Here is a 22,160-nt window from a genome sequence, read left to right as displayed (position 1 = left end):
AATGACGGAGAACTAGGAACTGGTGCGCCTCTTCTTCGCGTTCAGCGCGGTCGCCACACGGCTCACGGGCGGCTTGCCCAGCACGCTGCTCATCTCGTTGGTCGCCGCCAGCAGTCGGTCCATATCGACACCGGTGCTGACGCCCATGCCTTCGAGCATGTAGACGACGTCCTCGGTCGCGACGTTGCCGGTCGCGCCCGGTGCGTAGGGACAGCCGCCGAGGCCGCCGGCGGCGGCGTCGATGGTGCGGACGCCCTGCTCCATCCCCGCATAGAGGTTGGCGAGCGCCTGGCCGTAGGTGTCGTGGAAATGCATCGCCAGCTTGTCGGCTGGAATGTTGGCGCTGACCGCGCGCAGCATCGCCTTGGCCTTATCAGGCGTGCCGACACCGATGGTGTCGCCGAGCGAGATTTCGTAGCAGCCGAGCTCCCACAACGTGTTGGCGAGATCTGCGACAGCTTTCGGCTTGATCTCGCCGTCGAAGGGGCAGCCGAGCACGCAGGAGATATAGCCGCGCACCTTGACGCCATCGGCCTTGGCGCGCGCCAGCACCGGCTTGAACCGTTCGATGGACTCCGCGACCGTGCAGTTGATGTTGGCCCGCGAAAAGCCCTCGGAGGCGGCGGCGAACACCGAGACGATCTTGGCGCCGGCCGCGCGCGCGGCGTCATAGCCCTTCTCGTTCGGCACCAGCACGTGGAATTCGGCGCCGGTCACGTGGGCAACGCCGCGCAGCACGGCGTCCGAGCTCGCCATCTGCGGGATCGCCTTGGGCGAGACGAAGGCGCCGACCTCGACTGTATTGAGGCCGGCCGCGACCAGCGCCTCGATGAAGGCGATGCGCGCCTCGACGCTGACCGCCGTCTTCTCGTTCTGGAGGCCGTCGCGCGGCCCCATTTCGATGATGCGGACCTGATCGCTCATCTCATTCTCCGGAAGGCTCGACCACGGCGAGCTCGACGCCCTCCTGGACGATGTCGCCGACCTTGCATTTGATGGACTTCAGCACGCCGGCATAAGGCGCGCGCAGCGTCTGCTCCATCTTCATCACTTCCAGCGTCAGGATCGGCGCGCCCTTCTCGAGCTTGGCGCCCTCCTCGGCCAGCATGGCGACGACGGTGCCCGGCAAGGGCGCCGCGATCTTGTCCGCGCCGGCCTGCTCCTCCGTCTCGCCGCCGAACGGATCGACCCAATGCAGGTCGAAGCGGCCGTTGCGCGTGCGCAAATACAGCTCATGGCCGTCGATTACGGCCGCGACCGACGTTTTGACGCCGTCGAGCGTCAGATCGAAGCCGCCGTCCTTCACCACGGTCGTGAACGCCAGCTCGCGCTCGCCGATCACCAGTGTGGACGGGCCGCTGCCGTAGTTCAGCATAACCTTCTGCTCCGGCCCGTGGCCAACGCGGAACGCAAAGCTGCGCTGGCGGCGGCCGACCGGCATCCAGCCAAAGGTCTGCCAGGGTGAATTCGCTTTCGCCTGCGCAGCCTGCCGCTCGTCCTTGATCACAGCGGCCACCGCGGCGCAGAGCTCGAGTTCGCCCGGCGCTGGCGTGGCCTGCGTCAGGACCGCCAGCTCGCGCTCGATGAAGCCGGTGTCGATTGCATTCGCCCTCACCTTCGGATGCGTCATCAGCGCGGACAGGAACGGGATGTTGGAGACAATGCCGCGGACGTCGGACTCTTCCAGCCCGCGATTCAGCCGCTCGATCGCGACATCACGCGTCGGCGCCCAGGCGATCATTTTTGCCAGCATCGCATCGTAGTACGGGGAGACCGTATCGCCCTCGCGATAGCCGGAGTCGATGCGCAGCCCCCCGGTTTCGGCGGGCAGACGCCACGTCGAGATCTTTCCGACGGACGGCATGAAGTTCCTGGTCGGGTTCTCCGCATAGACCCGAGCCTCGACGGCATGTCCGTTGAGCTTGATCTGACCTTGTTTCAGCGGCAGCGCTTCGCCGAACGCGACGCGCAACTGCCACTCGACCAGGTCGATGCCGGTGATCAGCTCGGTCACGGGATGCTCGACCTGAAGGCGCGTGTTCATCTCGATGAAGAACACGTCCTTGCCGTCGGAGACGAACTCGATGGTGCCGGCGCCGACATAGTTCACCGCGCCCGCCGCCTTTCGCGCGGCGACGCAGACCGTATCGCGCTGGGCCGCATTGAGCGTCGGCGACGGCGCCTCCTCGATCACCTTCTGGTGGCGGCGCTGCAGCGTGCATTCACGCTCGAACAGCGACAGCAGATTGCCGTGGCTGTCGCCGATCACCTGCACCTCGATATGCCTGGGGTTATCGAGATATTTTTCGATCAGCATGCGGTCGTCGCCGAACGCGGCTTTTGCTTCCCGCTTCGCGCTGACGATTGCAGGCGCAAGTTCATCCGCGGAGCGAACGATGCGCATACCGCGGCCGCCACCGCCGGCGGAGGCCTTCACCAGAATGGGGAAACCGACCTTCTCGGCCGCCTTCGCCAGCGTCGCATCGTCCTGGGCCTCGCCGTGATAGCCGGGCACCAGCGGCACACCGGCCTTCTCCATCAGCGCCTTGGAGCCGGACTTCGAGCCCATCGCGGTCATCATCGCCGCGGTCGGGCCGACGAAGACCAGGCCGGCGTCGAAACAGGCCTGCGCAAACTCGGCATTCTCCGACAGGAAGCCGTAGCCGGGATGGATCGCCTCCGCGCCGGTCTTGCGCGCGGCCTCGATCAGCCGCTCGACGTTGAGATAGCTGTCGCGGGCGCGTGCGGGCCCGAGCAACACGGCCTCGTCGGCGAGCGCGACATGCATCGCGTCACGGTCCGCCTCGGAATAGACTGAGACCGTGCGCAGGCCCATGGTGCGCGCGGTGCGGATGACGCGGCAGGCGATCTCGCCACGGTTGGCGATCAGGAGGGTGCGAAAACGGCGGTAGAGCTTTGAGCGGTCCATCGCATCACATCCTGAACAGGCCGAATTTCGTCGGTTCGATCGGCGCATTTGACGCCGCCGAGAGGCCAAGGCCGAGCACCAGCCTTGTATCGGCCGGATCGATCACGCCGTCGTCCCACAGCCGCGCGGTCGCGTAATACGGGTGCCCCTGGCTCTCATATTGCGCGCGGATCGGCTCGCGGAATTTATCTTCGTCTTCTTTCGACCAGCTGTCGCCCTTGGCCTCGATATTGTCGCGGCGGACCTGGCTCAGCACCATTGAGGCCTGCTCGCCGCCCATCACCGAGATGCGGGCGTTGGGCCACATCCACAGGAAGCGCGGTGAGTAGGCGCGGCCGCACATGCCGTAATTGCCGGCGCCGTAGGAGCCGCCGATCACCACGGTGAATTTCGGCACAGAGGCGGTCGCCACCGCCGTCACCAGCTTGGCGCCGTCGCGCGCGATGCCGCCGGCTTCGTATTTCTTGCCGACCATGAAGCCGGTGATGTTCTGCAGGAACACCAGCGGAATGCCGCGCTGGCAGCACAGCTCGATGAAATGCGCCCCCTTCAGCGAGCTCTCGCTGAAGAGAATGCCGTTATTGGCGATGATACCGACCGGAAAACCCCAGATGTGGGCGAAGCCGCACACCAGCGTCGTGCCGTAGAGCTTCTTGAACTCGTCAAACTCGGAACCGTCGACGACGCGCGCAATGATGTCGCGCACGTCGAACGGCTTGCGCCCGTCGACGGGGACCACGCCGTAGATCTCCTCCGCCGCGAACAAGGGATCACGCGGCGGATGCATGTTGAGGTTCGGTCGCACGGATGGCTTCAGCGTGCCGACGATGCGGCGGGCGATACCGATCGCGTGCGCGTCGTTCTGGGCATAATGATCGGTCACGCCCGATTGCCGCGAATGCACGTCGGCGCCCCCGAGCTCCTCTGCGGTCACCACCTCGCCCGTGGCCGCCTTCACCAGCGGCGGCCCGCCGAGGAAGATGGTGCCTTGATTGCGCACGATGATGCTCTCGTCCGACATCGCCGGGACATAGGCGCCGCCGGCGGTGCAGGAGCCCATCACGATCGCGATCTGCGGGATGCCTTGCGAGGACATCTGGGCCTGGTTGTAGAAGATGCGGCCAAAGTGACGCTCGTCCGGAAAGATCTCGTCCTGCAGCGGCAGGAAGGCGCCACCGGAATCGACCATGTAGACGCAGGGAAGATTGTTCTGCCGCGCCACGTCCTGCGCGCGCAGATGCTTCTTCACGGTCATGGGATAATAGGTGCCGCCCTTGATGGTGGCGTCGTTGGCGACGATCACGCATTCGCGGCCCGCGATGCGCCCGACCCCGGTGACGACGCTCGCCGAATGCACGTCGCCGCCATAAAGGCCATAGGCCGCGAGCGGCGACAGCTCCATGAACGCGGTGCCGGGATCGACCAGCAGGTCGACGCGCTCGCGCGCCAGCATCTTGCCGCGCGAGGTGTGGCGGTTGCGCGAGACCTCGCCGCCGCCGCCCGCGACCTGGCTCAGCTTTTCGCGCAGATCCGCGACGAGGGTGCGCATGGCCTCGGAATTGCGCGCAAAGTCCGATGAAGACGTATCGATGCTGGAATGGAGCGGCATGTTGATTCCAATCGCGTGAAGGTTTTAAGCCGTCTCAGCCATCAATTCGCGACCGATCAGCATGCGCCGGACCTCCGAGGTGCCGGCGCCGATCTCGTAGAGCTTTGCATCGCGCCACAGACGTCCGACCGGAAATTCGGAGGTGTAGCCGACCCCGCCCAGCGCCTGAATCGCCTCCCCCGCCATCCACGTCGCCTTCTCGGCGGAATAGAGGATCGCAGCGGCGGCGTCCTTGCGCAAGCTGCGCGCGTGATCGGCGCGGTCGCAGGCACGCCCCACCGCATAGACATAAGCGCGCGTGGCCTGCCAAGTCGCATACATGTCGGCAAGCTTGCCCTGCATGAGCTGGAAGTCGCCGATCGGCTGCCCGAACTGCTTGCGCTCGTGCATGTAGGGCACCACCGCGTCCATGCAGGCCGCCATGATCCCGAGCGGCCCGCCCGAGAGGACCGTGCGCTCGTAGTCGAGGCCGGACATCAGCACCCTGACGCCCTCGCCGACCTTGCCAAGCACGTTCTCCTCCGGCACCTCGCATTCGTCGAAGAACAGCGGATAGGTGTTGGAGCCGCGCATGCCGAGCTTGTCGAGATGCTGGCCATGGCTGAAGCCCTTGGTCCCCTTCTCGACCAGGAAGGCGGTCATGCCGCGCGGGCCCGCTTCCGGATCAGTCTTGGCATAGACCACCAGCACGTCGGCATCGCCGCCATTGGTGATCCACATCTTCGAGCCGTTGAGCACGTAGCGGTCGCCGCGCTTGTCGGCGCGCAGCTTCATCGAGACGACGTCTGAGCCGGCGCCGGGCTCGGACATCGCGAGCGCGCCGACATATTCGCCGGAGATCAGCTTTGGCAGATAGCGCTCGCGTTGCGCATCATTGCCGTTGCGGCGGATCTGGTTGACGCAGAGGTTGGAGTGGGCGCCGTAGGAGAGCCCGACCGCGGCCGAGCCGCGCGAAATTTCCTCCATGGCGACGATATGGGCGAGATAGCCCATGTTGGAGCCGCCATATTGCTCCGGCGCGGTCATGCCGAGCAGGCCGAGGTCGCCAAGGCGCTTCCACAGGTCTGCCGGGAATAGATTGGCTTTCTCGATCTCGGCGGCACGCGGGGCGATCTCCGCCTCCACGAAGGCGCGCAGCGTGTCGCGCAGCATGCCGATGTCTTCGCCCAGATCGAAATCGATGCTCGGGATATTCAAGGCGATTCCTCCGTCTTTTGGGGACCGAACCTAGCGGCATCGGGGCCCTTCTGCCGTCGAAAAGGTTGCATTTTCCGCCAAACTTGGCGAGGATTTTCCCGGAGGATGTCCCATGCCTTTTCAGGTCGCAACCGCGATCCCGCGCCGTGCCGTGACCCCTGCCGCCTTCGTCCGCGGCGTCGTTGCCGCTTACGAACGCTACGGCCGCGATCCGACCGAGGCGCTGAGCCGGGGTCAGGTAACGCCAGACCTTGTCAATTCTCCGGAGGGGCGGGTCACGGCCGGCCAGTTCGAGGCGCTGGCGGGCCATGCCATGCGCGAGCTCGACGACGAGGCGCTCGGCTGGTTCTCGCGGCGGCTGCCCTTCGGCACTTACGGCATGCTGTGCCGCGCCTCGATCACCGCCCCGACGCTGGGGGTCGCGCTCAAGCGCTGGTGCCGGCACCACCGCCTTCTGACCGAGGACGTGCTGCTCGATCTCGCGGTCGGCGAGGAGACCGCGGTCGTGTCCATCCGCGAATTGGCCGACCTCGGACCTCTACGCGAATTCTGCCTGGTCACCCTGCTCCGCTATGTCCTGGGCTTTTCCTGCTGGGCTGTGGATTCCAGGATCGCGCTACGCGCAGCGGAATTTCCGCACCCCGAGCCCGGCCATGTCTCGGTCTATCCGACCATCTTTTGCCGAAACATCCGCTTCGATGCGGACCGTGCTTCCATCACCTTCGACAAGCATTACCTGTCGCTGCCGCTCACCCGCAGCGCGGCGGACCTCGACAACATGCTCAAAGGCGCGCTGCGGCTGACCGTATTGCCCTATCGGCGCGACCGGCTGCTGGTCGAGCGCGTTCGCCGCGTGCTCCGCAACGCGCGCGGACGCAGTCTCGGAGCCGAGGATGTCGCAAGCGAGCTGGCACTCTCCACTCGCACCATGCATCGGCGCCTGCGCGAGGAAGCGACCTCGCTGCGCGATCTCAAGGAAGAGGCAAAATTCGAACTCGCGAAGCAGGAGCTGATGCGCGGTCGCAGCCCGATCAAACGGATCGCGGAGATCGCCGGCTTCCGCAACGAGAAGAGCTTTTCCCGCGCCTTCCGCACCTGGGCCGGCGCCTCACCACGCGAGTTTCGCGGCAGGTATCGCTGACGCGCGGGCTGTGATGCTGTTGCGGCCTCCGGGATCGAACTCGGAGGCCGCAATATTTCGAAACCGGTCTCGATCAGTTCGAGTTGGTCTGCCCGCCCGGGCGAAGCTTGGTGCGCGACTGCGTCTGCTTCGGCTAGAAGGCCAGCGCGTCGGTCGACGTCTTCGCGCCGCCGCTCTGGGAGCACGAGCCGCCGATGCCGCCGGCCGCGGCCCGGCAGGCCTCCATCGTCGGGTAGCCGCAGCCATGCGCAGCCTGGGCGCCGTTGGTGATGCAGTAGTCTTCTGCCTGGGCCGCCGGCGCGGTCATCATGAGAAACGCAGATGCAAACAGCGTCGCCGCGGATGCGACGAACGTCTTCGAGATCGAGGTCATGTTGTCTTTTCCTGCTTCAGGGTCCCACAAAAGAGGCCTCGGCATGCGACGCAGGCTGAGGTTCACACCTCGCATGTAGGCGGACACCAGGAACCGGCAATCACGCTTCGGCGCATTGCAGGACTTCGCAAATCACATGTCAGGGTTAGGTGATTTACTTACCTTTTCATCGGCCTTATCCGAACCTGTATCGCGGTAAGGGAATTACCCCGGCGCCTTCGGATTATGGATGTCGTGTGCGAGCACGTTTTGGACTTCTCGCTACCGAACTATCCTGCCGCCGCGATCTCCTGCAACGGCAGCGGCACGTCCTTCGCCACGCCCAGCACCGGGAAGCTGCGGACGTTCTTCACGTTCGGCATCGCGGCGAAATGCAGGAGCTGCTGGCGCATGCTCTCGACGCTCGGCGCCACGCATTTGAGAAGATAGTCGGTGTCGCCCGATATCCGCCAGCACTGCTGGATGCGCGGGATCGCGGCAATCGAGCTCTCGAAGGCCGCCAGCACCGGCTGGGCCTGGCTGCCGAGCTGGATCGAGACGAACGACACCACCTCGTAGCCGAGCAGCCGCTCGTCGATGACGGCGCGCACCGCTCGGATCACGCCGCGGCTGAACAGGGATTTCAACCGCCTCACGCAGTTGGGCCCGGACACCCCGACGCGCAGCGCCAGCTCGTTGTTGCGAACCCGCCCGTCCTGCTGCAACTCGGAGAGTATTTTCAGATCGACGCCGTCGAGCTGGTCACGTCCGGCCATACCCCACCTCGTCATGAGCCTGTCTTGCGTGGCAGCGAAGCACGGGGCGGAATGGCTGCCAAGGGCAGGACGATGGAAGAACCCGCCGTGGTTGCCCGAGCTTATTCCGGCCAGCCGCAGGCTCTTACGGGGGGCTAAAACGTGGGTGCCCGGGGCAAGCCCGGGCATGGCGAGAGTCTCGACGCGTGGCCCGCCCTCAATGCGTCCAGGGCTCACCGCGGCGGAATGAAAAATTGTCCGCATAGGCGACCGGACGGCGCACTGATTCCTTCGGCTCGATCACCTGGTAGGCGATGCCCTTGCGCTCGCAATAGGCGACCGCCTCTTCCTTGCTGTGGAAGTGCAACGTGATCTGCTGCTTCATGTCGCCGGACGAGGTCCAGCCCATCAGCGGCTCGACCGCGCGCGGCTGCTCGGGCTCATAGTCCAGCTGCCATTCCTTGGTCTTGGACCGGCCGGATTGCATCGCGTTCTTGGCGGGCTTGAAAATGCGTGCGGTCATGGATGGTCCGGGCCTCTTGTTCGTCTTTTCGTTCGATTTCGATGCGTCACGGTAGCAGTTGGTGGAAACCGCGGGCATAGTATAGAGACACCTTTTGGGAACTGATCGGTGATTCCGGCCCCCGGGATGCCTCGCCGACGGGTATAATCATTATGCTGCATCGTGACAATTGCGTACCCGCCTTCCGCGCCTCGCCCGGCGGCCCTGCTTCGTTGACCTCTCCCTGTCCGTCCCCTCCGAAAGCTCCCGTCGCATGTCCTTCCTGAACATCAACGCCACGCTCCCCGAGAAGGGCCGTGACCTCAGGCTCGACCTGTTTCGCGGCATTGCGAACTGGGCGATCTTCCTCGACCATATCCCCGACAACGTGGTGAATTGGATCACCACCCGCAATTACGGCTTTTCCGACGCCGCCGATCTGTTCGTCTTCATCTCCGGCTACACGGCCTCCTTCGTCTATGCACGGATGATGCTCGAGCGCGGCTTCCTGGTCGGCGCCACCAGGCTGACCAAGCGGGTCTGGCAGCTCTACGTCGCCCACATCATCCTGTTCGTGATCTACATCGCCTCGATCAGCTATCTGGCGCTGCGCTTCGGCGATTCCGAGATGATCAACGAGTTCAACGTCGCCGGCCTGGTCGACAATGCCACCGAGACGCTGCGCCAGGGCCTGTTCCTGCGCTTCAAGCCACTCAATCTCGACGTGCTGCCACTCTACATCGTGCTGATGGGGCTGTTTCCGCCCGTGCTCTGGTTCATGCTGCGCAAGCCGGACCTGACGATGGCATTGTCCATCGTCCTGTGGCTGACCGCGCGTCATTTCGGCTTGAACCTGAACGCCTATCCGGCCGGACAATGGTACTTCAACCCCTATTGCTGGCAGGTGCTGTTCGTGTTCGGCGCCTGGTGCGCCATGGGGGGCGCGCGGCGCTCGATGGCGCTGATCAATGCGCCGGTCACGCTCTGGCTCTGTCTCGGTTACATGCTGTTCGCGCTGGTCATGACCATGGCTGGCCGTTTCCCGACCCTCGGCGGCATGTTCCCGGAATGGCTGTTCTCGGCATTCAACCCGAATGACAAGACCAACCTCGCGCCCTACCGCTTCATCCACTTCGTCGTGATCGTGATCCTGGTGATCCGCTTCGTGCCGAAGGACTGGCCAGGCCTGGAATGGAAAGGGTTCGACCCCATCATCGTGTGCGGTCAGCAGTCGCTCGCCGTGTTCTGCGTCGGCGTGTTCCTGTCCTTCGTCGGTCATTTCGAGCTGTCGATGAGCTCGGGCTCGCTGTTCGCGCAAATCTTCGTCAGCGTCGCCGGCATCGCGATCATGACGACCGTGGCCTATTACATCTCCTGGTCGAAGAGGCAGGACAAGCCGCTGAAGCCGCCCCCGCCCAAGCCTGCGGCCGCAAAGGCAGGCTGAGCCGGAGACGCCTGGTCCTCCAGGCTCAGTTCAGTCCCCGGACCGTTGCCCGCTTGCCCGGGATCGGATTGACCTGCCTCAACCAAGGGCGGCGCCGGCCGGCCTAATGTCGCCGCGACGCACCCCGCCGCAGCGACGTCTGCGGCCTCTCCCTCGGACAAGGCCAAACACATGCCCTCTCATTTTCACGCCGTGGTATGGATCGACCATTCGCAGGCCCGGATCTTCCATCTCGGCCTGAGCGGCTCGGACGAAATCACGCTGCATCCGCAGCTGGCGACGCGTCATCTTCATCACAAGGCCAACGCGATCGGCAGCGGCCATGCCGCGCCCGACAAGGCGTTCTTCGCCGAAGTGACCAAAGCCCTCGCCGATGCCGGCGAAATCCTGATCATCGGGCCGGCGAGTGGGAAGACGGAGCTTGCCAGCCACATTCGCGCACACGCGCCCGACATCGCCAAGCGGATTGCCGCGGTGGAAGCGGCCGATCATCCCTCCGACAACGAAATCGTCGCTTACGCGAAGCGTCACTTCAAATTGCCGCTACCGCGCGTGCAGACGCCGGGATCGGCCGCGGGCGAACGGCATTCGGGTTAAGGGGCGTGGCTGCTAGGCCGCGACTTCGCCGTCGAACTCGGTGAATTTCTTGTAGATCCAGTCGCGGCCGTCGTGGCGACGCCAGACCTTGCCGTAAACCAGCTGCCCGTTGATCGAGCGACGCGGCACGAACACGGTCCAGAGGTGCCAGATCTCGGTCCAGGTCGCCTGCGGACCGACGGTTCGGACGTTGCGATCGAAAGACATGATGCAGAACTCACAGGATACGAGCACTGCGACGAACTGTGATGTCGTGTGAGCACGAATTCAGGCAGCCCATCGCGAGCCGGACCGATCTGATAACAGTCACAAAGGCGGCCGCAACAACCGCTCGCCCTTAACCTAACCGATCAACCTTACTTCCTGTGAGCGCGCGGCAAGACCGGTTGAAAGCGGTCGCCGATTTTCCTAGACTGTGTGCGATTTGAGGATGAGCGCGTCGTTTTGAGGACGCGCGGTGATTTCCAGGCTGACGCGAATTTTTGAAAACGATTGATGGGCGGGGGCCACCACGATGAATTTGCAATGTGCATGTTTGCGCTTGGCACTGCGATCAACATCGCCTGCGCTGCTCGCAAAGAAGCCGGCGCAGGAACTACCGAACGTTGCCAACGACAATCAGCTGGGTTGGCCGTTCCTGCCGTTTCCATTCGGCTGGTACGCGACGAACTGATGGTCGGAAAAGCGCAACGCCGCGCAAGCGGAATATCATCGCTTGGCGGCGTCCGTTAGGCATTGGGCGCTGAAATCCCCCAACACCTATATGTCTATGGCGATGACCAAAGGTTCGACAAAGTTTTACGATTTCCGCGCCGTCCGACCCACCCAATGCCTTGAAAAATCGCGCGGAAGTCGCGTTGCGCAAGGGATGAGCCAGGGTTAGGAAGGCTTTGGCGGCTCCGGGCATCGGCACGGAACGCACCGTGTCGGCTTCGCCGGGATAGCCATGCTCGGCTGGAGCTGCGCTCGCTTGGATCGCGATCTGGAGCCGGCGATTTGTGACTGCGTTTGGATGTCGAAGATCGTCGTCTTGGTAATGACAGATGAGGCCGAGGAGCATCTGATGTTCGCGGTGCGGCAGATGGAGCAGATGCAGGATCGCTACAAGAAGGATTATTGCGCTCGGTCGCACGGCGAGGTACGGGGGGCGTCAAGAGGCGGCGTCGTCGAGCCCACGCGACCGGCAGCAGCTGATGGCGCATAGCCGACGGTCGAGCGTTAACGAGAACGGGCCCGCCGGTTCATGCTGGCGGGTCTTTTTGCTTTTATTGAACGGCCTCGGCTCTGGTGTATTGTGGATTTTGCCGCAATTCTGCCAGACAAGGGCGATTTGGGGACGTGAATGGAGCCAGCTGCAATTTCGTCCGTCTCTGTGGCTGATTTTGAGCCCCACGGGTACTTCAACGGGCAGGCGTACCGTTTCGAGCCTGATGGCGCCATCTATTCGGTGCGTGAGGGCCGCGTCGTCAGGTTCACCGATTTCGATGCCTTCGTCGCGGTTGCACCGCCGCATTGGCGACTCGTGCTTGTCATGCTTTTGCTACTCCACGGCCTTGCGTGTTGCGTTTCGCTCGTGCTGGTGCAGCATTACTATTCCTATCTGCCGATCATTCGGTTCGATCCGCACACGCTGGTGCGCGCGAGCGTCAGCGTGTTGCCGTCCTTAGGCTTGTTTTTGATCGTCGCGTTCGGCCGGGCGAGCTTCGGAACTGCGTTGAGCTTCTATCTGCTTACCGTCGCGGCCGGGTTTTCTTGGCTGGTACCATTTTCAAGCTTTGATTACGACAGGGACCTCGCGACGCTTTCGATCGTTCTCTCCGCGCTCGCGTTCGCTTTACCCGCAGTGCGGCTGCCCGTTCGACTACCGCAGCCGCCACGATTGTCGGACCGAGCCGTGGGAAGGCTTCTGGCCGTCCTCATGCTTGCGAGCGGGCTGATCCTGGCGGTGGCTTCAACTTACAATTACCGCATCGTCGCACTCGCCGACATCTACGAGTATCGAGGCACCGGCGCTGAAATGCCGAAATGGCTGCGCTACGGCTGCGGCATCGTGGTCGGGGCGTTACTACCCTATGCGTTCGCAATGTTCGCGGCGCGCGGCCGCTGGGTGGCTGCGGCAATCGCAGCTCTGTTGCTGATGGGGTTCTATCCTGTCAGCCTGATGAAACTGGCGCTGTTCGCGCCGCCCTGGTTGATCTTCCTGTTCGTGCTGTTCCGCGTTACGGAGGAACGGATCGCCATTGTGCTTTCTCTGCTGCTGCCTCTGCTGGTGGGATTGGCGACGATGGTGCCCAGGGGCCTCGGGTTCGGAGACGACCCCCACGTGAATCTCGTGTTCGGCGTGATTAACTTCCGCATGCTTGCTGTTCCGGCGATCTCGCTGGATGTCTACAATGACTTTTTCGCGCACCATCCGCTGACCTACTTTTGCCAGGTCTCCTGGCTCAAGCCCTTCCTGACCTGCCCTTACGAGATCCCTCTCGCCGAGACCCTTGCGCGCGAGTATGGTTTCGGCTCGCTCAATGCCTCCGCGTTCGCAACCGAGGGAATCGCCTCACTGGGTCCTGTCCTGGCGCCGTTGTCTGCGTTGCTGTGCGGGATGGTGATCGCTCTCGCAAACGGCATGTCGCGGCACTGGCCGCAGAGATACGTCATTCTCTCGGCTGGCGTGGCGCTGCAAGGCTTCATGAGCGTGCCCTTTACGACCATGCTGCTGACCAACGGCGCGGCCGTACTGTTCCTGCTGTGGTATTTGACGCCGGCCTCGTATTTTGGCGTCGAGGAGTAACCGCCAATAAATCGCAACAAGCACAATGGTTCTCCGGCGAAGTCTTGGCGATGAGCACGCCTGACGAGCTCGGTTCACATAAAGAGGTCCTTAAGCCCGAGCATGCTCCCACTGCAGAGGCTCGACGCATCATCGAGGAATATGCGCACGACCTCCGGCAGATCATCAGGATGCTTCGACGCATCTCAACCGAGCGAACCGCTCTTGACGGCCGCTCCACGACGGGAGGTCTGATCGGCCGCATGGGGCAGCATCAGTACGAAATCGACGATCTCACGCGCATGGAGCGACTGTGCCGGGATATGGCGGAGGAGAGCGCCCTGCCCTTAGAAGGAGCCGCGCTGCTCGAGAAGGCCCGCCGCTACAGCGCCGCCGGCCAGCGCGCGCAGCAGCTATGCACTTGACCTTCCCATGATCGTCCCAATCAGAAGTTCTCGGAAGGAAAGACGCTGCTTTTCTGCCATAAGCACTTGAAAAAGCTGGTCGGGGCAGCTGGATTCGAACCAACGACCTGCAGTACCCAAAACTGCCGCGCTACCAGGCTGCGCTATACCCCGAATGTCCGGCGAGCCCCGTCGATACACGCTTCCCAAAGCGCCAGCAAGCCTTCGCAGGGGCACCGGCAAGCATTCAAAAACGCCGCCAGGACGGGGCAATGGCCCTGGCAATAGCCCCTTGCCCGCCTACTTGCTGCCGAACAGCGGGTGGCCGACGCGATCCCCGGCGCGGATGCCATATTTCTGCGCCGTCCCCGCCACCACCTCCAGAACGGCCCGCGCGGGCCCCCTGGACGAGATGATCTTTGTCGACATCGGCTCGGTATTTTCGGCGATGCGCAGGATGCGGCCGTCGGCGCGAATGAAGATCATGTCTAGCGAGACGTAGGTGTTCTTCATCCACATCGACACCTCCTGCTCGGGATTGAAGTCGAACAGCATGCCTTTGCCGTCCGCCAGTTCCTTGCGGTACATCAGGCCGGTCTGCTTCTCCTCCTCGGTCGTCGCGATCTCGACCGAGAACACCTGCACGCCGTTCCTGGTGACGATCTCGAGCGGCTGGAAGCTGGCGGCGCGGACGGGTGCGCTCGCGACGGCACACCCGGCGATGACGAGGATGGCGGCAAGCCAGCCCTTCGCAACGGCGAAGACGGCCTTTCGATCGAAATTCATGGATGGCTCTCGAGGCGTGGGACTGGACCAGTCCTTACGTGGCGGTCGCCGGAAAAGCCAGAGGCGCGCCGGCCAGCCAGCGCGCCTCTGCTCACGATCGCGGGAAGGTAATTAGTGGGACGAGACCGGCGATCCCGTCTCGGGATGGATCTCGGCCGCCATCATGCCCTTGGAGCCGGGCCCGAAGCGGACCAGGACATACTGGCCGGGCCGCAACTCGGTCATGCCGAAGCGGCGTAGCGTCTCCATGTGCACGAAGATGTCGGGCGTGCCCTCGCCGCAGGTCAGGAAGCCGAAACCGCGCAGCCGGTTGAACCATTTGACCTGGGCCCGCTCCAGCCCGCTGGTCGCGGTCACCGTGACATGGGTGCGCGGCGGCAGCATCTGCGCTGGATGGATCGCGGTCGATTCGTCCATCGAGACCACGCGGAACGCCTGGTAGCCCTTGGCGCGCTGGATGCACTCGACGACGATACGCGCGCCCTCGTAGGCGGTCTGGAAGCCGTCGCGCCTAAGCACGGTAACGTGCAGGAGCACGTCGGGCCAGCCATTGTCGGGAACGATGAAGCCGTAGCCCTTTGAGGCGTCGAACCATTTGATGACGCCGTGAACCTCGACGAGGTTGGCGCTGCTCTCACCAAGTCCGGTGAAGGGACTGAGCGCGCTGTCGCGAGCGTCACCGCCGTGTTCGCCCACCGCGGGAACTCCGACCTTCTTGGACTCAAATCCGTCCGACGACCCCATAACCCCGGACCCCACACATGCCATGCAACCCGCCTGAATGGCGGCGCCGAATCACGCGTCTTTAGAGAATCTTCTCAACTCGACGCGACGCGAATCTTTCGACTCAAAAGATAACACTCCCGGTTGCGACGCATAGACAAAAAAGAGATTCGGCGGAACCTATGAACAGCTTGCACAGCCGCGAATCAAATTGCTGCCTCAATTACCGACAAAGGGCCCGAGCGTTTCGCCGATGTCGTGGCGGATTACGAGGTGGGCGATGTCGTCCTGCTCGGTCGGCTCGCGATTGACGATCACCAGGCGCGCACCTGATTCCTTCGCCATCATCGGAAAGCCCGCGGCAGGCCATACCACCAGCGAGGAACCGATCGCGATGAAGAGGTCGCAGGCTTGCGACAGCGCGGTCGCGCGCTGCATCTCGTCCTCGGGCATCGTCTGGCCGAAGGAGATCGTGGCGGTCTTCACCGGCTCGTCGCACACGGTACAGTTGGGCGCGGCGCCCTCCTCGTCGAAGCGGCGCTTGACCCAATCGAGCGGATAGGCCTGACCGCATCCGATGCAGCGCGCATACGTGGTGTTGCCGTGAAGTTCGATCACGTGGTCGCTCGCGACGCCGGAGGCCTGGTGAAGATTGTCGATGTTCTGGGTGATAATCGCGGGAACCTTGCCCGCACGGTAGAGCGAGGCGAGCGCGCGATGGCCGCGGCCGGGCCTGGCCGCCGCAAACACCTCCTCCATCGCGAAGCGCCGGCGCCAGGATTCGTCGCGCGCCTCCTGGCTGGCGACGAACTCGTCGAATGGGATCGGGCGGTTGCGCGTCCAAATTCCGCCCGGCGAACGGAAGTCGGGGATACCGCATTCGGTCGAGATGCCGGCGCCGGTGAACGGCACGATCCGTTTGGCTTCGGCGATCATGTCGCCGAGACGCTCGACGCCGCTGCGAAGATCCGATGCAATCACGCGGCCTCCCTTTGCTTTGCCGATTGTCTTGGCCGATCGGTTTTGCTGATTTGTTTTTGCGCTAGCTGCAACATGCGCAAGCGACAAGATTGTTGACGCGGTTATCCACTGCGGCGCACGACGTGGTCGGCAATTTTTTCCGCCCCTCGCTTATCACAATCCTGCAATGCCTCCTCCCCATTGACGCCCCAATCAGAAGCGCCAATGCATGTGTTGACGCGACTCAACGTGATTGCGGCGGCAGTGCTTGAGTTCAGTAGGATACATACTCACGTGCAGAGGGGATTTGAAATGACCGAGGACGAACAACGTAAAATCCGCGAACGCGAAGAGATCGCCGCCCGTGTCGCCGCCTTCCGTGCCACCCAGGAAAAATTCAAGCGCGAGCGTGACGAGTATTTCGTGTCGACGCTCGACAACGCGCGCAAGGTGGAGCGGCCCTCGCTCTGGCCGTAACAACACCAGATCACCGAGCATGAAAAAAGCCCGGAGCGTTGCTCCGGGCTTTTCATTTGGTCAGCCGTTACCAGTGACGGTAATAATGGTGGCGGCGATAATACGGTCCATCGCCGTAATAGGCGTACGGACCGGGGCCATAAGCATAGGCTGGGCCGCCATAGTAGCCATACCCCGGGCCGTAGCCGTAGCCATAAGGATGGGACGCGGCGACGGCGCCCGCAGTGATGGCGCCGGCGGCGAGGCCGAATGCGAGGCCCGGACCGATGCCGCGGCCGCGCGCCTCGGCAGGCGAAGGCGCCGCCACCGCGGTCACGCCGACGGCCGCAACGGTAGCCAGAACTGCCAGTGTCTTCCTCATCATGAGTCTCCTCCTTCGTATCTCGCATAGACAACGCCGGCGCATTGCGATGGTTGCGCACAAGGCTGTGGAACCGAGCTCGGATTAAATCCGCCAGGCATGGAACAGGCGCGCGTTGCGCGAATTGTTTGTTCAAGTGCGGACGCCTCCGCCGTCCGGTTGAGGCAACAGCACGAAGACCCCGTCAGCATCACCGATGCTGGCGGGGTTTTCAGTTTCACGAACAGCAAATTGGCAACGCAGCACAATTGCTGCCAGCGGGGAGCGCCTAGGAGGATAAAGTGCCGATATCCAAATTGCTGGCCCGTATCCGCAGGCTGGTTCCTAGATCCGGCGATCAGCATTACGACGAGATCGTCCGCAGTTTCGGTGTCGGCACGCTGCGCCCGCCGCCGACGCCGATGAGCGACGGCGAGTTGGCGCGGGCCATTGCCGAGTTCCTTAAGGAACAGCCGTCGAGCGAGTCCGTAGGCGCCCTCGGCCGGCGGCTCGACCCCTCCACCCCGCTTTGAGGCGCCGGTCCGTCTTGTCCGGGAACATGCGCTTCGCGCACACGTTGCCGTATCCTTCAAGGAGAAAAGAGGCCGACATGCCCGTTTGGCTCGAAGTCCTGCTCAACCTATCCGGTTATGCCGGTTTCGTGGCGCTCGCCTCACATGGCACCGCGTGCCCAGGGAATTGCGCCGACCATCAGATCTCCGGCGACGACCGTTAATTCGTGTGCGGTGGCTGGCCCGCTGTGCGCATCAGCCTGTCGGCCTTGACCGCGACACGCGTGTCCTCCAGCTGCGGCCGCAGCGAGACGCTGATCACCACGAAAGCCAGACAGAAGAGCGTGCCGACGATGGCGACGCGCCGGTAGGTGTGGCGGTCGCCCTGATAAAAGCTCGGTCCTGAAAAAGGTGTCATGAATTCGTTCTTGACAAAATTGCTTGTTGGCCAAAGTCGCTTGTTGGCAAAGTCGTTTCCAGACGTCGCCAGACACACCTACCCCAAGCAGCGGCAAGCGCAACGCGATTGGGCTTTTAACCTAACCGAATAGGGTTATCGGCTTCGCGGCAATCTTCCGTTAGGAGTTGAGGAAGCGTCTTCAGAGCTCGGCGAGCCGCTTCAAACTCGAAGCCGGAGCTTGTGGCGATCCGTTCGGCTTTGTTCCAGCTTCACCTGCCTTTCGTTCTCGAAGAACGAATCGGAATCGCAGAAATCGATGCGAAGCAAGTCTTAACACTTCGTTTGTACGCAAACGAGCGCAGTCACCGACGCTCGCGCGCTCACATCGCGTCTTCGGATTTCGATCGCGGTGGCACCTGCGGAACCGACGGCCTGCCTTTGCGCAAGCGCGGGTGCCGGTCGTACCAAAACACTTTTGCGATCTCGGCAAACATCTCGAGAAACCAGCACGCATCCATGTCGCGTCTCCCTCGCCTGATCTCGTAGCGAGGAGACGCGAACGGGACTGTGCCAAGCATCACGTCGCCTTGGTCAGAAAGGGCATGTCCCGCATCGACACAGAAGCCACGGCTTGTTCTGCATCCGACTCCATTTCGTTCGCAGGGAACGAATCGGAGTCGAGAAATCAGCGCAAAACGATTCCTAACGATCGGTGAAGGCAGGCGTGATTGCCTGGTATCATCGACGTAGTGCGACGCTCATCACGCCGCGCGCTTCACCGTCTCCTTCCCCGACAGATCCTTCTCCGAAAAGCATTCGAGGATCTGGATGCGGAGTTCTTCTGCGGCCGGACCATCAAGCTTCCTGAGCTGATTCCAGAGCCTGATCACTTTCCGTTGTTTCTCGACAGTCATGGGCACCTCCAAAAGACATGGTCGCCGCCATAAAGAGATAGCCCAGTAGAACAAACTAAGAACACAAAGTCCAGCCCTCCCCACGAAATTCGCTCGCCACATCGCCTTCAGCCTTCCGCGCGCTGGCGCGGTTGCTTTTTGGGTTTTCAACCTTAAGTTCGAGCACACGGCCGGCGGCGCAGGCGCTGAAATCCCATCGCAGCCAGCCAGGAAGGCCCCGTGCGAAAGCGCGGGGTTTTTCTTTTGGGGAACGTGCCATCGCCCTCCCCGTTAGTCATTCCGGAGCGAGGGACCGTGACCAGCAAATACTACGCCGTCGAGGTGGTGCGTCAGATCGAGGAGACCGTGGAGATCATGGTCGAAGCGCCGGACCAGACCGCCGCACATGATGCAGCGCTTGCGCACCTGAAGGCGCGCGGCTCCGAATATCAGTGGCTCAATCCCAAATGCGATCTCGTCGTCTGGCGCGAGCGCCAGGTCGATACGCCGGCGATCATCGACGTGTCCGTATCGGCGGAGTAGCAGCCGGAACGAATTTTCCCGTCTCGCGTTGTCAAGTTGAATTCAGTGGTGCTGGCGGCATGTCGCGACGCGGCCGACCAGCTTGAAGAGCCCCGGTCCCTAAGCCCGGGGTTTTTCTTTGAGGGCGCCTGCACGCAGACGCCTCTATCCGAGCGCTGACCCGAACAGCAAAGCAGCCACCCGGGCGTTACGCCGGGTGGCTGCTTTGAGAACTGTCGACGCTCGCCTCTGTCCGCCGCTTAGACCAGCAAAGTCAGACCGGCAGATTGTCGGTCATTCCCGGCGGGACTTCGCTTTGCTTGGTCCGCTCGGCGAGAAGCTCCTTTTCGGCCTCGTACCAGAAGGTGTCCATCGTGCCCGCGGGCTCGCCGGCCTCCTTCCAGAGGTGATAGGCCCGATTTCGAATCTCTACTTCGCTGAGACCAGTCATGTAATTTCTCCCTTTCGGAAGCAAAGCCTGACGACGCCCGAGAGTTCCCTAAGAGAGTTCCTTATTGGTCCAGCACAAGCAAGCAGTCATTGCAGCACTCAGCGAAAAGAAGTCACCGCAACGAAAACGCGAGCCTTAGACGGAGTCCTTGGCCACCTTCAGCGGCGAGGCCTTTACCGACTTGCTCGCCGGCTTCGCCGCGAACTGCATCGGCTCCTTGGTGAAGGGATTGACGCCCATGCGGGCTTCGGTCGCCGGCTTGTTCACCACCGACATCTTTACGAAGCCGGGAATGACGAACTCGCCGGACTCGTTGAGCTCCTTGTAGCCGACGGTTGCCATGTATTCGATGACCGACTTCACGTCGTTCTTCGACAGCTGCGTGCCCTCGGCTATTGCATCAATCAACTGAGTCTTGGTCATCTTCGCCATGTCTGAATTTCCTTCTGTGCGCGCGAGCAGGCTTTGCTCAGGACGCGGTCCAACCGCGCAACGCGCTTCTGATTCATGCCAACTTTCATGAAGTGACGGGGCTTAGAACCCATCGACGCCCAAAACGCAAGCAGGGGGTTCTGGGGGCGCCCGGACGCCGCGGGAAAGATGCCGCAGCTTGCGCCGTTTCCGCCTTGAACCATTTTCTCCCGGAGGCGTCTAACTCTTTGAAGTCCCCAAGCTTCACCCCCATCAGAGAGCCCCGCTTCCCCCAGGCGGGGCTTTCGCCTTTTCCCGGGGGACCCGGCCGCGCAATGCCGGTCAGGCTGGCCCCCCAGGTCTGCGCCTGGGGCCGCGCGGGTGACCGTCACAAGGCAGGTTCTCTTTTCCGGTCATCTCCTGCATAATGCGGCATGGCAAAAACAAAAGTGACCTTCAAAACCGTCCGCATTGCAGACAACGACTGGAAAATCCTGGCGGATTATCCGGACAGCGAACAGCGCGAAATCAAGGGCTTCACCAGCAAGGCAGATGCCGACGACTGGATCAACGGCGACCGCAAGATCGCGTGGCTCCGCTCCCAGGGATACGCCAAGTAAAGCGCGCATAAGTCACGCGCGCATCGCGTGACGCCCCTAGGGGTATGAGGCGCGCTTCGTCCCTCCCCGCTCCAGATGTTCTTTCCGTGCCGGCGCATTGCCGAGCAGGCGGCAATGCCCGCGCGTCTACCGATCTCACGGAGCACCGGTCGAGAAAGCTGTGACCAGGCATGCGCCGTTGAGACTTCGGTAACCTAACGCCTCCAAGCTCCTCTCAGTATCGTTGCGTTGGAGTAACCTCAAAGTGATGGATTTTAACGAGCTGCGTGAACTCGCGGCCGATGTTCGCGTGTTCGTCGACATTGCCGAAGACAAGGCCGAAGCGCTTCGCGCCGTCATCACGGCCTATGACGTGGTGCTCGCGATCTTCCCGTCCGGAGAGGGCATGGGCCTCCACGTCATCAAGGGTGGCGATATCCTGGACCAGATTGCAAAGTCACGAACCCATGCGAGCTACAGCCACACGGCCATCGCGGTTCCCGACCTGGAGCATGCGGAAGTGCTCAAGCACCTGACGGGCCCGGCCGACCAGCGCATTGCGGCGTAGAGCGTTTTCAGCGAACTCGATATCGGTTCGCGCTAAGAAAACGCGTGACAACAATCTGGAGCGGTTCTGATTCAATCAGAACCGACCATGCCCTCGTTGCAGGGTAGAATTTTGCACCCCGGAACGCGCCCCGTTTTAGGAACACGGCTCCTGCGCTCCCGTTGGCCCACACAACCAACCAGGAGTTTGAGATGAAGAAGCTCGTCATTGCGACCGCCGCCCTCGGCCTCATGTGCGGCTCCGCCTTTGCGCAGAACCAGACGGGCCCTGCCCCGCAGTCCGACAACATGCAGAAGCCCGGCATGACCAACACGGACAAGGGCACGATGAGCAGCGGCACGACCGGCATGAGCCATGACGGCATGAGCAAGGGCGGAACGGTGAGGCCCGACGCCTCCGGCCAGGGCGGCTCCGGCCCGGGCAGCGACCAGGGCGGCACCAAGACCCGCAGCAACATGAAGTAAGCCGGTCTCCTGTACGGCCTGCTTCCCGGCCGCGTCGCTTCCCACAAGGCGGCGCGGCCATTTCATGACAAGGGTCGTTTGGAACCTGTCGCGAATGCGCGCCTCACAATCGTGCGCGCACGGAACGGTCAGCCCTCGCCGCGAGTTGCCCCATCTCCAGCAAGGAGATCGTCATGAGCGTTGAAGGCAAAGTGAAGGAAGGCGCCGGGTTCATCAAAGAAGAGATGAACGAACACGGCAAGTCCCCCGAGAGCCAGAAGAAGGCTCAGGAAGGTCGCGACCTGCGCAACGAAGGCCGGATCGAAGACGGCAAGCCGCCGAAGACGACGAAGCCGGGTACCGGTCACTAGATCGCGT

Annotated in this window: 31 protein-coding genes and 1 tRNA gene; 14 read left to right on the top strand and 18 right to left on the bottom strand. The window is 62.8% G+C overall.

Annotation, left to right across the window (positions count from 1 at the left end; genetic code table 11):
- Nucleotides 1-12: 12 nt before the first annotated feature.
- From BRA1417_RS0122825 to BRA1417_RS0122810, 4 genes are read right to left on the bottom strand one after another with little or no spacing between them, the layout of a single operon-like run.
- Complete coding sequence (locus BRA1417_RS0122825) at nucleotides 13-924, bottom strand: hydroxymethylglutaryl-CoA lyase (protein ID WP_027517805.1); 912 nt, start codon at nucleotides 922-924, stop codon at nucleotides 13-15.
- A 1-nt stretch (nucleotide 925) separates the two neighbouring features.
- Nucleotides 926-2,929: an acetyl/propionyl/methylcrotonyl-CoA carboxylase subunit alpha gene (locus BRA1417_RS0122820; RefSeq protein ID WP_027517804.1), complete on the bottom strand. Its 2,004-nt coding sequence runs from the start codon at nucleotides 2,927-2,929 to the stop codon at nucleotides 926-928.
- 4 nt (nucleotides 2,930-2,933) lie between these two features.
- The gene (locus BRA1417_RS0122815) at nucleotides 2,934-4,538 is read right to left on the bottom strand and encodes a carboxyl transferase domain-containing protein (protein WP_027517803.1); all 1,605 of its coding nucleotides are present in this window, start codon (nucleotides 4,536-4,538) and stop codon (nucleotides 2,934-2,936) included.
- 24 nt (nucleotides 4,539-4,562) lie between these two features.
- Nucleotides 4,563-5,735, bottom strand: a complete 1,173-nt coding sequence (locus BRA1417_RS0122810) for an isovaleryl-CoA dehydrogenase (protein WP_027517802.1) — start codon at nucleotides 5,733-5,735, stop codon at nucleotides 4,563-4,565.
- 112 nt (nucleotides 5,736-5,847) lie between these two features.
- Between BRA1417_RS0122810 and BRA1417_RS0122805 the strand changes: the two genes are divergently transcribed.
- Nucleotides 5,848-6,876: an AraC family transcriptional regulator gene (locus BRA1417_RS0122805; RefSeq protein WP_027517801.1), complete on the top strand. Its 1,029-nt coding sequence runs from the start codon at nucleotides 5,848-5,850 to the stop codon at nucleotides 6,874-6,876.
- A gap of 133 nt (nucleotides 6,877-7,009) precedes the next feature.
- Here BRA1417_RS0122805 and BRA1417_RS40695 read toward each other — a convergent pair whose 3' ends face one another.
- From BRA1417_RS40695 to BRA1417_RS0122790, 3 genes are all read right to left on the bottom strand, one after another.
- Nucleotides 7,010-7,249 (bottom strand): DUF3551 domain-containing protein, encoded by a 240-nt coding sequence (locus BRA1417_RS40695; RefSeq protein WP_051448363.1) that lies wholly within the window; start codon nucleotides 7,247-7,249, stop codon nucleotides 7,010-7,012.
- 269 nt (nucleotides 7,250-7,518) lie between these two features.
- The gene (locus tag BRA1417_RS0122795) at nucleotides 7,519-8,004 is read right to left on the bottom strand and encodes an Lrp/AsnC family transcriptional regulator (protein ID WP_007591345.1); all 486 of its coding nucleotides are present in this window, start codon (nucleotides 8,002-8,004) and stop codon (nucleotides 7,519-7,521) included.
- 196 nt (nucleotides 8,005-8,200) lie between these two features.
- Nucleotides 8,201-8,506: an ETC complex I subunit gene (locus BRA1417_RS0122790; RefSeq protein WP_007591346.1), complete on the bottom strand. Its 306-nt coding sequence runs from the start codon at nucleotides 8,504-8,506 to the stop codon at nucleotides 8,201-8,203.
- 253 nt (nucleotides 8,507-8,759) lie between these two features.
- On the opposite strand from BRA1417_RS0122790, the gene BRA1417_RS0122785 reads away from it, so the two are divergent.
- The gene (locus BRA1417_RS0122785; protein WP_027517800.1) at nucleotides 8,760-9,929 is read left to right on the top strand and encodes an OpgC domain-containing protein; all 1,170 of its coding nucleotides are present in this window, start codon (nucleotides 8,760-8,762) and stop codon (nucleotides 9,927-9,929) included.
- A 171-nt stretch (nucleotides 9,930-10,100) separates the two neighbouring features.
- Nucleotides 10,101-10,526, top strand: coding sequence for a hypothetical protein (locus tag BRA1417_RS0122780; RefSeq protein WP_027517799.1), 426 nt, complete (start codon nucleotides 10,101-10,103; stop codon nucleotides 10,524-10,526).
- A 12-nt stretch (nucleotides 10,527-10,538) separates the two neighbouring features.
- Here BRA1417_RS0122780 and BRA1417_RS0122775 read toward each other — a convergent pair whose 3' ends face one another.
- Together BRA1417_RS0122775 and BRA1417_RS44915 are read right to left on the bottom strand one after the other, a co-directional pair.
- Nucleotides 10,539-10,733, bottom strand: a complete 195-nt coding sequence (locus BRA1417_RS0122775; protein ID WP_027517798.1) for a hypothetical protein — start codon at nucleotides 10,731-10,733, stop codon at nucleotides 10,539-10,541.
- 201 nt (nucleotides 10,734-10,934) lie between these two features.
- Entirely contained in the window at nucleotides 10,935-11,138 is a 204-nt protein-coding gene (locus BRA1417_RS44915) for a hypothetical protein (protein WP_198034852.1), read from the bottom strand.
- A gap of 358 nt (nucleotides 11,139-11,496) precedes the next feature.
- Here BRA1417_RS44915 and BRA1417_RS0122765 point away from each other — a divergent pair, with 358 nt between their 5' ends.
- The 3 genes from BRA1417_RS0122765 to BRA1417_RS40685 all read left to right on the top strand — a co-directional run bounded on the left by BRA1417_RS0122765 (nucleotide 11,497) and on the right by BRA1417_RS40685 (nucleotide 13,718).
- Entirely contained in the window at nucleotides 11,497-11,730 is a 234-nt protein-coding gene (locus tag BRA1417_RS0122765; protein WP_156948858.1) for a hypothetical protein, read from the top strand.
- A gap of 138 nt (nucleotides 11,731-11,868) precedes the next feature.
- Nucleotides 11,869-13,314, top strand: a complete 1,446-nt coding sequence (locus BRA1417_RS40690; protein WP_156948857.1) for a hypothetical protein — start codon at nucleotides 11,869-11,871, stop codon at nucleotides 13,312-13,314.
- Between the two features lie 50 nt (nucleotides 13,315-13,364).
- Nucleotides 13,365-13,718, top strand: coding sequence for a hypothetical protein (locus BRA1417_RS40685; protein ID WP_035968732.1), 354 nt, complete (start codon nucleotides 13,365-13,367; stop codon nucleotides 13,716-13,718).
- A 76-nt stretch (nucleotides 13,719-13,794) separates the two neighbouring features.
- On the opposite strand, the gene BRA1417_RS0122750 is transcribed toward BRA1417_RS40685, so the two are convergent.
- The 4 genes from BRA1417_RS0122750 to BRA1417_RS0122735 all read right to left on the bottom strand — a co-directional run bounded on the left by BRA1417_RS0122750 (nucleotide 13,795) and on the right by BRA1417_RS0122735 (nucleotide 16,187).
- A tRNA-Pro gene (locus BRA1417_RS0122750) sits at nucleotides 13,795-13,871 on the bottom strand.
- Between the two features lie 126 nt (nucleotides 13,872-13,997).
- Nucleotides 13,998-14,483 carry a DUF192 domain-containing protein gene (locus tag BRA1417_RS0122745; protein ID WP_027517796.1) on the bottom strand — a complete coding sequence of 162 codons (486 nt, stop codon included), beginning with the start codon at nucleotides 14,481-14,483 and terminating at the stop codon, nucleotides 13,998-14,000.
- A 111-nt stretch (nucleotides 14,484-14,594) separates the two neighbouring features.
- Nucleotides 14,595-15,227 (bottom strand): cold-shock protein, encoded by a 633-nt coding sequence (locus BRA1417_RS0122740; RefSeq protein ID WP_027517795.1) that lies wholly within the window; start codon nucleotides 15,225-15,227, stop codon nucleotides 14,595-14,597.
- A gap of 198 nt (nucleotides 15,228-15,425) precedes the next feature.
- Nucleotides 15,426-16,187 (bottom strand): NAD-dependent protein deacetylase, encoded by a 762-nt coding sequence (locus BRA1417_RS0122735; protein ID WP_027517794.1) that lies wholly within the window; start codon nucleotides 16,185-16,187, stop codon nucleotides 15,426-15,428.
- A 291-nt stretch (nucleotides 16,188-16,478) separates the two neighbouring features.
- Here BRA1417_RS0122735 and BRA1417_RS44910 point away from each other — a divergent pair, with 291 nt between their 5' ends.
- Nucleotides 16,479-16,643 (top strand): hypothetical protein, encoded by a 165-nt coding sequence (locus BRA1417_RS44910; protein ID WP_007610153.1) that lies wholly within the window; start codon nucleotides 16,479-16,481, stop codon nucleotides 16,641-16,643.
- Between the two features lie 67 nt (nucleotides 16,644-16,710).
- On the opposite strand, the gene BRA1417_RS0122725 is transcribed toward BRA1417_RS44910, so the two are convergent.
- Nucleotides 16,711-17,004: a hypothetical protein gene (locus tag BRA1417_RS0122725; protein WP_027517793.1), complete on the bottom strand. Its 294-nt coding sequence runs from the start codon at nucleotides 17,002-17,004 to the stop codon at nucleotides 16,711-16,713.
- Between the two features lie 281 nt (nucleotides 17,005-17,285).
- On the opposite strand from BRA1417_RS0122725, the gene BRA1417_RS0122720 reads away from it, so the two are divergent.
- Together BRA1417_RS0122720 and BRA1417_RS46045 are read left to right on the top strand one after the other, a co-directional pair.
- Nucleotides 17,286-17,516 (top strand): hypothetical protein, encoded by a 231-nt coding sequence (locus tag BRA1417_RS0122720; protein ID WP_027517792.1) that lies wholly within the window; start codon nucleotides 17,286-17,288, stop codon nucleotides 17,514-17,516.
- 77 nt (nucleotides 17,517-17,593) lie between these two features.
- Nucleotides 17,594-17,719, top strand: coding sequence for a hypothetical protein (locus tag BRA1417_RS46045; protein ID WP_106943514.1), 126 nt, complete (start codon nucleotides 17,594-17,596; stop codon nucleotides 17,717-17,719).
- Here the strand turns inward: BRA1417_RS46045 and BRA1417_RS0122715 are convergent.
- Complete coding sequence (locus BRA1417_RS0122715) at nucleotides 17,716-17,913, bottom strand: hypothetical protein (RefSeq protein ID WP_027517791.1); 198 nt, start codon at nucleotides 17,911-17,913, stop codon at nucleotides 17,716-17,718. The genes BRA1417_RS46045 and BRA1417_RS0122715 overlap by 4 nt on opposite strands.
- 743 nt (nucleotides 17,914-18,656) lie before the next feature.
- Nucleotides 18,657-18,809 carry a hypothetical protein gene (locus BRA1417_RS44905; protein ID WP_198034851.1) on the bottom strand — a complete coding sequence of 51 codons (153 nt, stop codon included), beginning with the start codon at nucleotides 18,807-18,809 and terminating at the stop codon, nucleotides 18,657-18,659.
- A gap of 294 nt (nucleotides 18,810-19,103) precedes the next feature.
- Here BRA1417_RS44905 and BRA1417_RS0122700 point away from each other — a divergent pair, with 294 nt between their 5' ends.
- Nucleotides 19,104-19,331 carry a hypothetical protein gene (locus BRA1417_RS0122700; RefSeq protein ID WP_027517790.1) on the top strand — a complete coding sequence of 76 codons (228 nt, stop codon included), beginning with the start codon at nucleotides 19,104-19,106 and terminating at the stop codon, nucleotides 19,329-19,331.
- A gap of 253 nt (nucleotides 19,332-19,584) precedes the next feature.
- Here BRA1417_RS0122700 and BRA1417_RS42935 read toward each other — a convergent pair whose 3' ends face one another.
- Both BRA1417_RS42935 and BRA1417_RS0122690 read right to left on the bottom strand, forming a co-directional pair.
- Nucleotides 19,585-19,761, bottom strand: coding sequence for a DUF2934 domain-containing protein (locus BRA1417_RS42935; RefSeq protein WP_084462276.1), 177 nt, complete (start codon nucleotides 19,759-19,761; stop codon nucleotides 19,585-19,587).
- 135 nt (nucleotides 19,762-19,896) lie between these two features.
- Nucleotides 19,897-20,193, bottom strand: a complete 297-nt coding sequence (locus tag BRA1417_RS0122690) for an HU family DNA-binding protein (RefSeq protein WP_007591377.1) — start codon at nucleotides 20,191-20,193, stop codon at nucleotides 19,897-19,899.
- 428 nt (nucleotides 20,194-20,621) lie between these two features.
- Here BRA1417_RS0122690 and BRA1417_RS0122685 point away from each other — a divergent pair, with 428 nt between their 5' ends.
- From BRA1417_RS0122685 to BRA1417_RS44900, 4 genes are all read left to right on the top strand, one after another.
- The gene (locus tag BRA1417_RS0122685; RefSeq protein WP_231170940.1) at nucleotides 20,622-20,792 is read left to right on the top strand and encodes a hypothetical protein; all 171 of its coding nucleotides are present in this window, start codon (nucleotides 20,622-20,624) and stop codon (nucleotides 20,790-20,792) included.
- A gap of 244 nt (nucleotides 20,793-21,036) precedes the next feature.
- Entirely contained in the window at nucleotides 21,037-21,339 is a 303-nt protein-coding gene (locus BRA1417_RS0122680) for a hypothetical protein (protein ID WP_027517789.1), read from the top strand.
- Nucleotides 21,340-21,530: 191 nt separating this feature from the next.
- On the top strand, nucleotides 21,531-21,803 hold the full coding sequence (locus tag BRA1417_RS0122675) for a hypothetical protein (RefSeq protein WP_027517788.1): 273 nt from the start codon (nucleotides 21,531-21,533) through the stop codon (nucleotides 21,801-21,803).
- Between the two features lie 173 nt (nucleotides 21,804-21,976).
- Complete coding sequence (locus BRA1417_RS44900) at nucleotides 21,977-22,153, top strand: hypothetical protein (protein WP_007610124.1); 177 nt, start codon at nucleotides 21,977-21,979, stop codon at nucleotides 22,151-22,153.
- Nucleotides 22,154-22,160 lie beyond the last annotated feature (7 nt).

The sequence above is a fragment of the Bradyrhizobium sp. WSM1417 genome, assembly GCF_000515415.1.
Classification (GTDB): domain Bacteria; phylum Pseudomonadota; class Alphaproteobacteria; order Rhizobiales; family Xanthobacteraceae; genus Bradyrhizobium.
Note: the sequence above shows the minus strand (reverse complement) of the source record. Positions and strands in the feature narration are given on the sequence as shown.

Excerpts from the sequence above, each read along its gene's own strand:
- BRA1417_RS0122795 (WP_007591345.1), bottom strand. The coding sequence starts at position 8,004 with ATGGCCGGACGTGACCAGCTCGACGGCGTCGATCTGAAAATACTCTCC.
- BRA1417_RS40695 (WP_051448363.1), bottom strand. The coding sequence starts at position 7,249 with ATGACCTCGATCTCGAAGACGTTCGTCGCATCCGCGGCGACGCTGTTT.
- BRA1417_RS0122775 (WP_027517798.1), bottom strand. The coding sequence starts at position 10,733 with ATGTCTTTCGATCGCAACGTCCGAACCGTCGGTCCGCAGGCGACCTGG.
- BRA1417_RS0122725 (WP_027517793.1), bottom strand. The coding sequence starts at position 17,004 with ATGAGGAAGACACTGGCAGTTCTGGCTACCGTTGCGGCCGTCGGCGTG.
- BRA1417_RS44905 (WP_198034851.1), bottom strand. The coding sequence starts at position 18,809 with ATGACTGTCGAGAAACAACGGAAAGTGATCAGGCTCTGGAATCAGCTC.
- BRA1417_RS0122780 (WP_027517799.1), top strand. The coding sequence starts at position 10,101 with ATGCCCTCTCATTTTCACGCCGTGGTATGGATCGACCATTCGCAGGCC.
- BRA1417_RS0122690 (WP_007591377.1), bottom strand. The coding sequence starts at position 20,193 with ATGGCGAAGATGACCAAGACTCAGTTGATTGATGCAATAGCCGAGGGC.
- BRA1417_RS44910 (WP_007610153.1), top strand. The coding sequence starts at position 16,479 with ATGACCGAGGACGAACAACGTAAAATCCGCGAACGCGAAGAGATCGCC.
- BRA1417_RS46045 (WP_106943514.1), top strand. The coding sequence starts at position 17,594 with ATGCCCGTTTGGCTCGAAGTCCTGCTCAACCTATCCGGTTATGCCGGT.
- BRA1417_RS0122740 (WP_027517795.1), bottom strand. The coding sequence starts at position 15,227 with ATGGGGTCGTCGGACGGATTTGAGTCCAAGAAGGTCGGAGTTCCCGCG.
- BRA1417_RS0122785 (WP_027517800.1), top strand. The coding sequence starts at position 8,760 with ATGTCCTTCCTGAACATCAACGCCACGCTCCCCGAGAAGGGCCGTGAC.
- BRA1417_RS40690 (WP_156948857.1), top strand. The coding sequence starts at position 11,869 with ATGGAGCCAGCTGCAATTTCGTCCGTCTCTGTGGCTGATTTTGAGCCC.
- BRA1417_RS0122815 (WP_027517803.1), bottom strand. The coding sequence starts at position 4,538 with ATGCCGCTCCATTCCAGCATCGATACGTCTTCATCGGACTTTGCGCGC.
- BRA1417_RS0122715 (WP_027517791.1), bottom strand. The coding sequence starts at position 17,913 with ATGACACCTTTTTCAGGACCGAGCTTTTATCAGGGCGACCGCCACACC.
- BRA1417_RS0122805 (WP_027517801.1), top strand. The coding sequence starts at position 5,848 with ATGCCTTTTCAGGTCGCAACCGCGATCCCGCGCCGTGCCGTGACCCCT.
- BRA1417_RS0122745 (WP_027517796.1), bottom strand. The coding sequence starts at position 14,483 with ATGAATTTCGATCGAAAGGCCGTCTTCGCCGTTGCGAAGGGCTGGCTT.
- BRA1417_RS42935 (WP_084462276.1), bottom strand. The coding sequence starts at position 19,761 with ATGACTGGTCTCAGCGAAGTAGAGATTCGAAATCGGGCCTATCACCTC.
- BRA1417_RS0122675 (WP_027517788.1), top strand. The coding sequence starts at position 21,531 with ATGAAGAAGCTCGTCATTGCGACCGCCGCCCTCGGCCTCATGTGCGGC.
- BRA1417_RS0122825 (WP_027517805.1), bottom strand. The coding sequence starts at position 924 with ATGAGCGATCAGGTCCGCATCATCGAAATGGGGCCGCGCGACGGCCTC.
- BRA1417_RS0122790 (WP_007591346.1), bottom strand. The coding sequence starts at position 8,506 with ATGACCGCACGCATTTTCAAGCCCGCCAAGAACGCGATGCAATCCGGC.
- BRA1417_RS0122820 (WP_027517804.1), bottom strand. The coding sequence starts at position 2,929 with ATGGACCGCTCAAAGCTCTACCGCCGTTTTCGCACCCTCCTGATCGCC.
- BRA1417_RS44900 (WP_007610124.1), top strand. The coding sequence starts at position 21,977 with ATGAGCGTTGAAGGCAAAGTGAAGGAAGGCGCCGGGTTCATCAAAGAA.
- BRA1417_RS40685 (WP_035968732.1), top strand. The coding sequence starts at position 13,365 with ATGAGCACGCCTGACGAGCTCGGTTCACATAAAGAGGTCCTTAAGCCC.